General features: G+C 64.4%; 9 protein-coding genes. 6 read left to right on the top strand and 3 right to left on the bottom strand.

What is annotated here, in order from left to right; all coding sequences use genetic code 11:
* Positions 1–121: 121 nt before the first annotated feature.
* The 3 genes from ACW9UR_RS06425 to ACW9UR_RS06415 all read left to right on the top strand — a co-directional run bounded on the left by ACW9UR_RS06425 (position 122) and on the right by ACW9UR_RS06415 (position 2,015).
* Positions 122–553: a DUF2852 domain-containing protein gene (locus ACW9UR_RS06425; RefSeq protein ID WP_458916110.1), complete on the top strand. Its 432-nt coding sequence runs from the start codon at positions 122–124 to the stop codon at positions 551–553.
* Positions 554–632: 79 nt separating this feature from the next.
* Positions 633–1,106 carry an RDD family protein gene (locus ACW9UR_RS06420; protein WP_458916109.1) on the top strand — a complete coding sequence of 158 codons (474 nt, stop codon included), beginning with the start codon at positions 633–635 and terminating at the stop codon, positions 1,104–1,106.
* 87 nt (positions 1,107–1,193) lie between these two features.
* Entirely contained in the window at positions 1,194–2,015 is an 822-nt protein-coding gene (locus tag ACW9UR_RS06415) for an arginyltransferase (RefSeq protein ID WP_458916108.1), read from the top strand.
* Between the two features lie 20 nt (positions 2,016–2,035).
* Here the strand turns inward: ACW9UR_RS06415 and ACW9UR_RS06410 are convergent, their stop codons facing one another.
* Positions 2,036–3,112: a TRAP transporter substrate-binding protein gene (locus ACW9UR_RS06410; RefSeq protein ID WP_458916107.1), complete on the bottom strand. Its 1,077-nt coding sequence runs from the start codon at positions 3,110–3,112 to the stop codon at positions 2,036–2,038.
* A gap of 521 nt (positions 3,113–3,633) precedes the next feature.
* Here ACW9UR_RS06410 and ACW9UR_RS06405 point away from each other — a divergent pair.
* From ACW9UR_RS06405 to ilvN, 3 genes are read left to right on the top strand one after another with little or no spacing between them, the layout of a single operon-like run.
* A complete protein-coding gene (locus tag ACW9UR_RS06405) occupies positions 3,634–5,388 on the top strand; it encodes an acetolactate synthase 3 large subunit (RefSeq protein WP_458916105.1) in 1,755 nt (584 codons plus the stop codon).
* Between the two features lie 9 nt (positions 5,389–5,397).
* Positions 5,398–6,153 (top strand): sulfotransferase domain-containing protein, encoded by a 756-nt coding sequence (locus ACW9UR_RS06400; protein ID WP_458916104.1) that lies wholly within the window; start codon positions 5,398–5,400, stop codon positions 6,151–6,153.
* Positions 6,154–6,167: 14 nt separating this feature from the next.
* Positions 6,168–6,728: an acetolactate synthase small subunit gene (gene ilvN / locus ACW9UR_RS06395; protein ID WP_458916103.1), complete on the top strand. Its 561-nt coding sequence runs from the start codon at positions 6,168–6,170 to the stop codon at positions 6,726–6,728.
* Positions 6,729–6,732: 4 nt separating this feature from the next.
* Here the strand turns inward: ilvN and ACW9UR_RS06390 are convergent, their stop codons facing one another.
* Together ACW9UR_RS06390 and ACW9UR_RS06385 are read right to left on the bottom strand one after the other, a co-directional pair.
* Positions 6,733–7,683, bottom strand: coding sequence for a DMT family transporter (locus ACW9UR_RS06390; protein WP_458916102.1), 951 nt, complete (start codon positions 7,681–7,683; stop codon positions 6,733–6,735).
* Positions 7,684–7,982: 299 nt separating this feature from the next.
* Positions 7,983–11,648 (bottom strand): vitamin B12-dependent ribonucleotide reductase, encoded by a 3,666-nt coding sequence (locus ACW9UR_RS06385; protein ID WP_458916101.1) that lies wholly within the window; start codon positions 11,646–11,648, stop codon positions 7,983–7,985.
* Positions 11,649–12,042 lie beyond the last annotated feature (394 nt).

The raw sequence follows: 12,042 nt of genomic DNA, 5'->3' as shown, positions 1-12,042 counted from the left end.
GCCCGAGTTTCGCACGCCTTCCCCCGCGTCACAGTTTTTTTCCGCACACCCCTTGAACCCACGGGTTGGTTATCCGATCTATGTAAATGTAACGCACATTTACATTCAGGAGAGAACCACGATGCACGCCGTCTCACGCTTCTTCCGCGAAGCCGAACACTGGCTGGACGCCCGCGGCAAGGGCGCATGGATCGCGACGATGGTCGTCGCATTCATCCTGTTCTGGCCGCTTGGCCTCGCCCTTCTCATCTACATGATCTGGAGTAACCGCATGTCCTGTTCCGCCCGCAAATGGTCCCACACCGGCACCCGGTTCCGGTCTTCCGGCAATTCGGCCTTCGATTCCTACCGCGACCAGACGCTGAAGCGGCTGGAGGACGAGCAAGCCGCCTTCACCGACTTCCTCGAGCGGCTGCGCAAGGCGAAAGACCAGGCCGAGTTTGACCAGTTCATGGACGACCGCGCCCGCCGCAAGCGGAACGAGCCGCAGGGTGACAACAGCAATGGCGCGGACGACGAGACGCCCGACACCGGCGCAGCGCAACCTGCCTGAGGCCCTTGCCCGGCGCGCCCCTCTTGACCGAGGGGCGCCGCCCTCCCACGTTTTTCATGGTTTTCGGAAAGCCCGATAGATGGATCACTACGCGCGCATGCACCCGCTGAACGACCTTCCCCACCCGGAATTCGACCAGCAGTTCTACGAGGGCGTCCCCTCGAAGCGGCTGGTCGCCTGGATGATCGACTTCACCGCGATCCTCGTGGCAACGGCGGTCGGCACGCTGGCAATCGGGATCCTGACGCTGGGCATCGGTTTCGCCTTCTTCCCCGGCATGCTGTTCCTGGTGACCTTCCTCTACCGCTGGCTGACGATCTCGGGTGCCTCGGCGACGCCGGGCATGATGCTGATGGGGATCGAGCTGCGCAGTGCCGACGGGCACAAGCTGACGCCGATGGTCGCGGCATTTCACACCGGCATCTTCATGTTCCTGATGGCGACGCTGATTGGCTGGATCGCGACCTCGGTGTCGATCTGGGTGACCCGTTACAACCAGGGCCTGCCCGATCTGCTACTGGGCACGACCGCGATCAACAGGCCGCTGAACTGAGTGATCGCGGCTCCGGCCGCGATTTCTGATTGCCTGACCTCGCGTGCTGCTGGTAGCGTTTCCGGACGTACTCGGGGAATTCAGCTCATGCGGCACAGTCTTCCACAGTCGCCACAATTCTATGTGACGGCCCCCCAGCCCTGCCCCTATCTGGCGGGCCGGGTGGAGCGGAAGTTGTTCACTGCGCTCCAGGGCCCCAACGCGGACAAGCTGAACGACGTCCTGTCGCGTCAGGGATTCCGGCGCTCACAGAACGTGCTCTACCGGCCGTCCTGCGCGGATTGCGCGGCCTGCCTGTCGGCACGGATCGTCGTCGCGGATTTCAAACCCAGCCGGACGATGCGGCGGATCGTGCGCCGGAACGTCAATGTCACCCGCGAGGCGACGACGCCCTGGGCGAGCGAGGACCAGTTCGCCCTGTTCCGCAAATATCTCGGCGACCGGCATTCCGACGGCGGCATGGCCGATATGGACGTCTACGAATATGCCGCGATGGTCGAGGAAACCCCCGTCCGCTCGCGCATCGTCGAGTATTACGAGGAAGACAGCTTCGGCCGCCGCCTAATCGCGGTCTGCCTGACCGACCTGCTGTCGGACGGGCTGTCGATGGTCTACTCGTTCTTCGACCCGGACCTGGCCGACCGCTCGCTTGGAACCTACGTGATCCTCGATCATGTCGAGATCGCCCGCGCCGCCAGGCTGCCCTACGTCTACCTTGGCTACTGGGTGCCCGGCTCGCGCAAGATGGACTACAAGGCCCGGTTCAAACCGCTCGAGATCTATCGCGGCGGAAGCTGGCGCACGCTGGACGAAGCGACCGAGGCGCGGATGAACACGCATCCGCTGGAAACCGATCCGATCGCGGAACAGGTCGCGGCAATCTATCTTCCGGACGAAGACAAGGCATAGATGGAAACGGGCTGGCCGCCCTACCCCGTCAGCCGGTCGCGCTGCGTCCGGAACGGCATCTCGGACGCCGCCAGCCAATGGGAACTGGCACGCATCGAGCGCATGTAGCTGTCGTAGATCTCGGCGTAGACCGAGTCGCCCATATACTGCAGATGCAGCTGCGCTGCGGCTTCCCCGAAGGCGTCCCAGACGTCCGCCGGAAACTCGGCCATGGTGATTTCCGTATGCCGCATCCGCTCCAACGCACGACCATTGTGCGAGAGGAACTGGGTCTGGGACCACTGGTGCGTCTCGGACGCGGCCACCTGTATGATGCGCTGATGCGCCGGGATCAGGCTGTCGAACACGTCCCGATTCATCGCGAGTGTCAGCCCGCCACCCGGCTCGTGGAACCCGGCCGGGTAGTAGTAAGACACCACCTCCGAGAAGCCCGCGCGCTCATCGGCCCAGGGGCCGACCCACTCGGTCGCGTCGATCGCTCCGGTCTGTAGTGCGCCGTACACCTCGGCGCCTGGAAGCGTCACGACCTCGGCCCCGAGCTTGGTCATCACCTCGCCGCCAATGCCAGGCATGCGGATCTTGAGCCCATGGAAATCCTCGGGCTTGGTGATCAGGCGGCGATACCACCCGCCGGCCTGCGCACCGGTGTTGCCTGCAAGGAAGGACTTGAGATTAAAGATCTCGCCAAGCCGGTCGTGAAGCTGGTGACCGCCGTCCTGGTAATACCAGCAGGCCATCTCGGTCGCGGTCATCCCGAAGGGTACCGTCGTGAAGAAGGAATAGGCCGGATGATGGCCAATGAACCAGTAGTCGGGGCCGTGGTACATGTCGACCTGGCCGGATGTGACGGTATCGAACACGTCGAAAGCCTGCACCAACTCGCCCGCGGCCTTCAGGTCTACGGTCAATGCGCCGTCGCTCATCTGGGTGATGGAGTCGGCCACGTGCTGAGCGGCGTCATGCACCCCGGCGGTGCCGCGGCCCCACGTCGTGACCATCGTCATCGTGCGCCGGTTCTGTGCGACGGCCGGCGCGGCGAGCGCGCCGGAGGCGGCCCCTCCCAGCGTGGCGGTCTTCAGAAACTTCCGGCGATCCATGGGCCCTCTTGCGCACATCCGCGCTCTCTCCCGATACTTTCTATCGCCGCAGCCGACGTTACGGAACAGCGTTTTGCCTTGCTGACATTTTTTTAATCAACCCGTTGCGGGCAAAAAACAGCGCTGTTGCCAGCGGTTGCGCGTCGGAGTTGAGAAATCCGCGTGGGAAACCCGATGCAAACCGATCGCGAAAACGGATTGGCGGCACGCCTGCGCCCTCTAGACAGATCCACTACGAGGATCAGAAATACCCTCCATCACTCAACTGGCTTGCCATTAACTGCGTCAAACCGCCTCCGAACGAAATTTTCAAAAAGCGCACCTTGCCTGTTGACCCCGGAAAACACGCCCCCTAAAAACAATCCCCATGACACGGATCGTCGTACTTATCGGAACGCGCGGGCACTGGCGGGGATAGACCCCGGACCGGAACGCTCGCGCACAGGCCCCTGACGGGGCCTTTTTTGTGCCCGGAGGGGCGACGCGGGGCAAGCTGGGCCCGCGCAGACAGGAGAAGGCATATGGCTGGGAAGATGACCGGCGCACAGATGGTTGTTCAGGCTCTGAAGGATCAGGGGGTCGATACCGTATTCGGCTATCCCGGCGGCGCCGTACTTCCGATCTATGACGAGATCTTCCAGCAGAACGAGATCCGTCACATCCTCGTCCGCCACGAACAGGGCGCGACCCACGCGGCGGAAGGCTATGCGCGGGCAACGGGCAAGCCGGGTGTCGTTCTGGTGACCTCGGGACCGGGGGCGACCAATGCCGTCACAGGCATGACGGATGCGCTGATGGACTCGATCCCGATGATCGTCCTGTCGGGCCAGGTGCCGACCTTCATGATCGGCAACGATGCCTTCCAGGAGGCGGACACCGTCGGCATCACCCGCCCCTGCACCAAGCACAACTGGCTGGTGAAGGACACGGACAAGCTGGCCGAGACCATCCACCAGGCCTTCCACGTCGCCACCAACGGCCGCCCCGGCCCGGTGCTGGTCGACATCCCGAAGGACGTCCAGTTCGCGACCGGCAAGTATGTCGCGCCGGCCAAGGCCTCGACCGGGCACTACCAGCCGCAGGTCAAGGGCGACATCGACGCGATCACCGCCGCCGTCGAGGCGCTGGAGAACGCCGAGCGGCCGGTGATCTATTCGGGCGGCGGCGTCGTGAACTCCGGCCCCGGCGCCAGCCAGTTGCTGCGCGAGCTGGTCTCGGCCACCAATTTCCCGATCACCTCGACGCTGATGGGGCTGGGCTGCTACCCGGCCTCTGGCGCGAACTGGCTCGGGATGCTGGGCATGCACGGCACCTACGAGGCCAACTGGACGATGCACGACTGCGACTACATGCTCTGCATCGGCGCGCGGTTCGACGACCGGATTACCGGGCGCACCGATGCGTTCAGTCCGCATTCGGTAAAAGTCCACATCGACATCGATCCGTCATCGATCAACAAGAACATCCACGTGGATATTCCGATCGTCGGCGACATCGGCCATGTGCTCGAGGACATGCTGAAGATCTGGAAGTCGCGCGGCCGCAAGACCAAGTCCGAGGCTGTCGCCAAGTGGTGGGCGAAGATCGAGGACTGGCGTGCGGTGAAGTCGCTGTCCTACGAGAACTCGGAAACCACGATCAAGCCGCAGTACGCGCTGCAGCGGCTCGAGGCGCTGACCAAGGGCCGTGATCGCTACATCACGACCGAGGTCGGCCAGCACCAGATGTGGGCGGCGCAGTTCCTGGGCTTCGAGGACCCGCACCGCTGGATGACCTCGGGCGGCCTGGGAACCATGGGCTACGGCATGCCCGCCTCGGTCGGCGTGCAGATCGCCCATCCCGAGAGCCTGGTGATCAACGTTGCTGGCGAGGCCTCGTGGCTGATGAACATGCAGGAGATGGGCACCGCTGTGCAGTACCGCCTGCCGGTCAAGCAGTTCATCCTCAACAACGAGCGTCTGGGCATGGTCCGCCAGTGGCAGGAGCTGCTGCACGGCGAGCGCTATAGCCACAGCTGGTCAGAGTCCCTGCCCGACTTCGTCAAGCTGGCCGAGGCCTTTGGCGCCAAGGGGATCCTCTGTGACAACCCCGCCGATCTGGACGACGCGATCCAGGAGATGCTGGACTACGATGGCCCGGTGATCTTCGACTGTGTCGTCGAGAAGCACGAGAATTGCTTCCCAATGATCCCGTCGGGCAAGGCCCACAACGAGATGCTGCTGGGATCCGCCTCGACCAAGGGCGCGATCGACGCCGGCGGCGCGGTTCTCGTCTGAGGTCGTCGCATGGGCCCGCAGATCGTCTTCAGCTACGGCCTGACGAAAAGCGGGTCCACGCTTGCCTACCAGCTTGCGCTGGTGGCGCTGGAACGCGCGGGCCATCCACAGCCCGCGCTGCGCCTTGAAGGCGTCACCGTGAGCCGGAAGATCAACGCAATCGAACATATCGACGAGGACGCCGCCGCGCGGATGCAGGCGGCGGTCTCGGCGCACGGGCATCCGCTGGCGTTCAAGACCCATACCCGCCCCGATCCGGCGATCTGCCGGATGGTCCGGGAGGGCGCGCTGGTTCATGTGGTGGTGCGCGATCCGCGCGACGTGGCGCTTTCGATGGTGGATCACGGGCAGCGCTCTCGGGCCAATGGCAAGCCGGCGTTCTCCGAGATCCACGACCTGAATGACGCGATCCGGGGGATAGAGAACCAGATGGAGACACTGGCGCAATGGCTCGCCCTGCCCGGTGTCCACGTGCTGCGCTATGACCGGTTGGCCTTCGATACGCCGACAGCGGCCGCCGAGATCCTCGAGCATCTGGGGATCGACGGCGACCCGCAGGCCATCGCCGACGAGGTTCTCTCGACCCGCTTCATCCAGTTCAACGCGGGCCGGCGCGACCGTCACCTGACCGAGATGTCCGACACAGACAGCGCGCGCATCCGGGCCCGCTTTGCCCCATTCTACACCCATGTCCTGCCCGAGGGCGCGGCCCCGCCGCCTCCGGGCCTCAGCCTGATCTCGCCGGCCCACGCCGGCGCCGCATAACTCCGAGGAAAGCCATGAACGCACTCGCCATCAAGAAAGGCTCCAGCCGCAAGAGCGCCTACGATCTGCGCAACCCGCTGGGAGACCTGCAGGAGACCCACACGCTGACCATCCTCGTCGACAACGAGGCGGGCGTTCTGGCCCGGGTCATCGGACTGTTCTCGGGCCGGGGCTACAACATCGACAGCCTTACCGTGGCCGAGGTCGATCACCAGGGCCACCGCTCGCGGATCACCATCGTCACCACCGGGACCCCAGCGGTGATCGAGCAGATCAAGCACCAGCTGGAGCGCATGGTCCCGGTCTACTCGGTCAACGATCTGACCGTCGAAGGCCCCTCGGTCGAGCGCGAACTGGCGCTGGTCAAGGTCAACGGCACTGGAGAGAAGCGTGTCGAGGCCATGCGAACCGGTGAAGTGTTCCGCGCCAATGTCGTCGACTCGACGCTGGAGAGTTTCGTCTTCGAGATCACCGGCGCACCGGAGAAGATCGACGCGTTCGTCGCGCTGATGGCACCGCTTGGCCTGGTCGAGGTCAGCCGCACGGGCGTCGCCGCGATCGCGCGCGGCACCTGACCCCTTATCTGTCGATGCGGGCCGCCGCGCGGCGGCCCGATATCTCGATCTGCCGCTCGCGGTGGAAGACGTAGATCCCCGAGCCGAGGATGATGGCGGTCCCGAGCCAGGTCAGCGCGTCGGGAAAATCCCCGAAGACGAGAAACCCGACGATCGTCGCGCCGACAATCTCGAGATACTGGAACGGCGCCAGAAGGCTTGCCTCGGCCCGGCTAAACGCGAAGGTGATCAGAAGGAAGGTCACCGCCGATAGCGCTCCGGCGGCAATCACCGCGGTCAGCGCCCATGTCGGCGCGGCGGCTAGCGAGGTCGCCTCGCGCCCCGCAGCGACCGACACCCCGTGCGCCGCCATCAGGATGACAGCCGCCGAGAAACTTGCGCCCAGCTGGAACGTCAGCGCCGGGGTACGGCGCGTGGACTTGCGCAACACAACCATGTTCAGCGCGTAGGCGAAGGCGGCGAGGACAGGCATCAACACCACCGGGCCAAACACCGCGAAATTCGGCCGTATCACGATCAGCGCGCCGATCAGCCCCACGCCAACGGCGGCAAAGCGGCGCGGGCCGACCTTCTCGCCCAGCAGCGGCCCGGCGAGTGCCGTCAGCAAAAGCGGCTCGATGAAGAAGATCGCGATGGCTGTCGCGATCGGCATGGTCTGGAACGCCGTGATCAGGCTGAACAGGACGGTGACAATCAACCCGCCTGACAGGAAGGCCGGGGCCGAAAACATACGCCCCGTCAGCCGGTTGCGCAGTATCAGGACGAGAGGCAAGAAGAACACCGCCTGCGCCACCGTCCGCCACAGGGTGACATCGAACGGGTCCGCGACCTCGGCCAGCAGCTTGGACAATGCGTCGCCGACCGGCAGCATCGCCATGGCGGCGCACATCGCCACCATACCGTTGCGTCTGCCGTCCGCACCGACCCGCGGCGCGTCAATCACCGTTTCGCTCATCTTAAATGCCTCCCCTTCACCGCCCAAAATCGGCGGCGGGTCCAGTCCGGGCGTACAGGACGAAAGTGAACAATGTCTGATCGGACGCAGCGCCACCACGCCCTGTCCCGCGGTACGCGCACGGGCTCCCGGCGTCAATCCGAGGGGCGGATCCAGACGCGCCCATGGCAAGAAAAAGGGGGGTGGCGACCCACCCCCCAAGTTTCGCATTTCAGGCTCGTTCGGTTTGCTGCTCGGTACCTTGCCTGCGGCCTGAACGCTTTGTCCGGGCGGGCGTCCCGCGCCCGGACAATTCCTTGTCAGCTACACCCGCTGGTTCCGCCGCAGGTGTTGCACTTCATGCATGTGCCATTGCGTACCAGGGTGAAGTTGCCGCACTCGTCGCACGGATCGCCCTCATAGCCCTGCATCTTGGCCTTGGTCCGCTCGTCGAGGACCGTCGCCGAGACCGCCTCGACAGTGGTCACCGACTGAGCCCCCTGGACGCTGCCCGCAATCCCATGCGCCATGGCGGTAGCCGAGGCGCCGCCCTGCAGCACCATCAGCTCCTGCGGAAGACGCTTGCGCAGATACCCGGTCGAGCTGACCTGACGGATCATCTCGATCGAGGCCTGGGCGACCTCCGGCTCGACCTTCGAGACGTTGGACTTGCCCTCTTCCTCGCCGCGACCCAGTTCGTCCCAGCCAGTGCCCGCCGGGGCCACATGCGCCAGATCGGTGCGGTCGAGGTAGCTGATCGCCAGTTCGCGGAAGATGTAGTCGAGGATCGACGTTGCGTTCTTGATCGAGTCGTTGCCCTGGACCATCCCCGCCGGCTCGAACCGGGTGAAGGTGAAGGCCTCGACGAACTCTTCCAGCGGCACGCCGTACTGCAGGCCGACCGACACCGCGATGGCGAAGTTGTTCATCATCGCCCGGAAGGCAGCGCCTTCCTTGTGCATGTCGATGAAGATCTCGCCAAGGCTGCCATCCTCGTACTCGCCGGTGCGCAGGTAGACCTTGTGCCCGCCGATGATCGCCTTCTGGGTATATCCCTTCCGGCGCTCGGGCAGCTTCTCGCGGTTGGAGCGGATCAGCTCCTTCACGATCACCTTCTCGATGACACGCTCTGCCACTTCCTGGGCGCGGGTCCCGGCAGGGCCCTGCGCCAGAAGTTCCTCGGCCTCATCCTCATCCTCGTCGTCCTCGATCAGCGCGGCTGACAGCGGCTGGCTGAGCTTGGAGCCGTCGCGGTAGAGCGCGTTGGCCTTGGTCCCCAGCGACCAGCTGAGCTCGTAGGCGGCCATGCAGTCCTCGACAGTGGCGTCGTTGGGCATGTTGATCGTCTTCGAGATCGCGCCCGAGATGAAGCTCTGCGCCGCGGCCATCATGCGGATGTGGCTTTCCACACTAAGGAAGCGCTTGCCGGTCTTGCCGCAGGGGTTGGCGCAGTCGAACACGCCGAGGTGCTCGTCCTTAAGGTGCGGCGCGCCTTCCAGCGTCATCGTTCCGCAGACATGGTTGTTCGCCGCGTCGATCTGCGCCTTCGAGTAGCCGAGGTGCTTGAGCAGGTCGAAGCCCGGGTCGTTCAGCTTCTCTGACGGGATGCCGAGAACCTGCGTGCAGAAGTCCGCGCCCAGCGTCCACTGGTTGAACACGAAGCGGATGTCGAACGCAGTCGGCAGCGCCGCTTCGATCTTGTCGAGCTCGGTCTTGCCGAAGCCGTGGCCGACCAGCGAGGTCGGGTTGATGTCAGGTGCGTTGCCCAGCGTGCCATGGCCCACGGCATAGGCGACGATTTCCTCGATCTGCGCCGGGGTGTAGCCCAGTTTGGCCAGCGCACCCGGCACCGACTGGTTGATGATCTTGAAGTAGCCGCCGCCGGCCAGCTTCTTGAACTTCACCAGCGCAAAGTCAGGCTCGATCCCGGTGGTGTCGCAGTCCATCACCAGGCCGATGGTGCCGGTCGGGGCGATCACAGTGGACTGCGCGTTCCGGTAGCCGTGGGCCTCGCCCAGGGTCAGCGCCTCGTCCCAGACAGCGTGGGCCAGGTTCAGCAGCCGCCCATCGGGGCAGTTGTCATGATCCAGCGCAACCGGCAGCACCGCCAGCCCTTCGTAGCCCGAAGCCTCGCCATAGGCCGCGCGGCGATGGTTCCGCATGACACGCAGCATCGCCTCGGCGTTCTTGGCATAGCCGGGGAACGGCCCCAGTTCCTTGGCGATCTCGGCCGAGGTCGCATAGCACACACCGGTCATGATCGCGGTCAGCGCGCCGCACAGCGCACGACCCTCGTCCGAGTCGTAGCCGTAGCCCATGTTCATCAGCAGGCCGCCGATGTTGGCATAGCCAAGACCCGTGGTGCGGAACTTGTAGCTCAGCTCCGCGATCGAGGGGCTGGGGAACTGCGCCATCATCACGCTGATTTCCAGCGTCAACATCCAGATCCGGGTGGCGTGCACATAGCCGTCGACATCGAACTGGCCATCCTTGAGGAAGGTCAGCAGGTTCATCGACGCCAGGTTGCAGGCCGTGTCATCGAGGAACATGTACTCCGAGCACGGGTTCGAGCCGCGGATCTGCCCGTCCTCGGGGCAGGTGTGCCAGGCGTTGATCGTGTCGTGGAACTGGATGCCGGGATCAGCACAGGCCCAGGCCGCGTGGCCGATCTGGCCCCACAGCTCGCGCGCCTTGACCGTCTTGGCAACCTTGCCGTCGGTACGGCGGATCAGTTCCCAGTCGGCGTCTTCACGCACCGCCTTGAGGAAGGCGTCGGTCACGCGGACAGAGTTGTTCGAATTCTGCCCCGACACCGTGAGGTACGCGTCCGAATCCCAGTCCGTGTCGTAGGTCGGGAACTCGATCGAGGTGTACCCCTGCTCGGCGTACTGAAGGATGCGCTTCACATAGGTGTCGGGGATCATGGCCTTTCGGGCCGTCTTGATCGCGGCCTTCAGGCCGGTGTTCTTTTTAGGGTCGAGGGCATCGGCTTCGGCCCCGTCCCAGCTGCGCACGGCTGCGAAAATATCGTTCAGCCGCGCTTCGTGCATCTTCGAGCCAGCGACCAGCGAGGCGACCTTCTGCTCTTCGATCACCTTCCAGTTGATGAACTCTTCGATGTCCGGGTGATCCATGTCGCAGATCACCATCTTCGCTGCCCGACGGGTTGTCCCGCCTGATTTGATCGCGCCAGCGGCGCGATCGCCGATTTTCAGGAAGCTCATCAGCCCCGAGGAGCGGCCGCCGCCGCCGAGCGGCTCGTTCGCGCCGCGCAGAGAGCTGAAGTTCGTGCCGGTGCCCGAACCGTACTTGAACAGCCGCGCCTCGCGGGTCCACAGGTCCATGATGCCGCCGTCGTTCACCAGGTCGTCCCGCACGGACTGGATGAAGCAGGCATGCGGCTGCGGGTGCTCGTAGGCGCTGGTCGAGCGAGTCAGCTTGCCGGTCTTGTAGTCGACATAGAAATGCCCCTGCCCCGGACCGTCGATGCCGTAGGCCCAGTGCAGACCGGTGTTGAACCACTGCGGGCTGTTCGGCGCGCCCATCTGGCTCGCCAGCATGTAGCGCATCTCGTCGTAGTAGGCCCGGGCATCGGCCTCGGTCGAGAAGTAGCCGCCCTTCCAGCCCCAGTAGGACCAGGCGCCGGCCAAGCGATCGAAGACCTGGCGGGCGTCGGTTTCCGAGCCGTAGCGCTCGTCCTCGGGCAGCTTCTTCAGCGCAGCCTCGTCAGGCACACTGCGCTGCAGGAAGGCGGGGACACCCTTTTCTGCGACCTTCTTGGTGGCGGCAGGCACGCCGGCCTTGCGGAAGTACTTCTGCGCCAGCACGTCCGAGGCGACCTGGCTGAAGTTCGCCGGCACCTGGATGTCGTTCAGGGCAAACACGACGGAACCGTCGGGGTTGCGGATTTCGGACGAAGTCTTGCGGAACTCGATACCCCCGTAGGCACCGGTGTCCTCGCGGGTGAAAAAGCGTTCGATCTTCATGCGTCTGCCCCTTGGTCGACGTACTTCTATTGTCGGCCGCGGACCGCTGTCCGCCACCGGGCTTCGGCCTTGCGCCGAGCCGTTGTTTGGATGCGCCCAGATTTGGCATCAGGCACCACATGTGGTGGTTCGCTGCCGGGCCCGTACAAACTGCCGTCACGAGACCGACTCGGTCAACGGAATTTTTGCAGTTTTATGCTACTCTTTGTGGTTGACGCGCCATGCGCCCCCATATGTTGAGGCGTTAAGATTCGCGTTGGTTAATGCAGCAGGCGCGAGGCCAAGGAAAAAAGGGCTTCCGCGCGCCCTGGCCGTTAACACCTCATCCCAGATCTGGTGCAGGGCATGTGCTGCCACACAATTGGCGACGGCACGGTTGTGGCCTTTACCCATG

It is taken from the genome of Halovulum sp. GXIMD14794, from assembly GCF_054457455.1.
Note: the sequence above shows the minus strand (reverse complement) of the source record. Positions and strands in the feature narration are given on the sequence as shown.

What these genes read in the sequence shown, in the direction of transcription:
- ACW9UR_RS06390 (WP_458916102.1), bottom strand. Translation starts at nt 7,683, where the DNA reads ATGAGCGAAACGGTGATTGACGCGCCGCGGGTCGGTGCGGACGGCAGA.
- ACW9UR_RS06425 (WP_458916110.1), top strand. Translation starts at nt 122, where the DNA reads ATGCACGCCGTCTCACGCTTCTTCCGCGAAGCCGAACACTGGCTGGAC.
- ACW9UR_RS06420 (WP_458916109.1), top strand. Translation starts at nt 633, where the DNA reads ATGGATCACTACGCGCGCATGCACCCGCTGAACGACCTTCCCCACCCG.
- ACW9UR_RS06385 (WP_458916101.1), bottom strand. Translation starts at nt 11,648, where the DNA reads ATGAAGATCGAACGCTTTTTCACCCGCGAGGACACCGGTGCCTACGGG.
- ACW9UR_RS06410 (WP_458916107.1), bottom strand. Translation starts at nt 3,112, where the DNA reads ATGGATCGCCGGAAGTTTCTGAAGACCGCCACGCTGGGAGGGGCCGCC.
- ACW9UR_RS06405 (WP_458916105.1), top strand. Translation starts at nt 3,634, where the DNA reads ATGGCTGGGAAGATGACCGGCGCACAGATGGTTGTTCAGGCTCTGAAG.
- ilvN (WP_458916103.1), top strand. Translation starts at nt 6,168, where the DNA reads ATGAACGCACTCGCCATCAAGAAAGGCTCCAGCCGCAAGAGCGCCTAC.
- ACW9UR_RS06400 (WP_458916104.1), top strand. Translation starts at nt 5,398, where the DNA reads ATGGGCCCGCAGATCGTCTTCAGCTACGGCCTGACGAAAAGCGGGTCC.
- ACW9UR_RS06415 (WP_458916108.1), top strand. Translation starts at nt 1,194, where the DNA reads ATGCGGCACAGTCTTCCACAGTCGCCACAATTCTATGTGACGGCCCCC.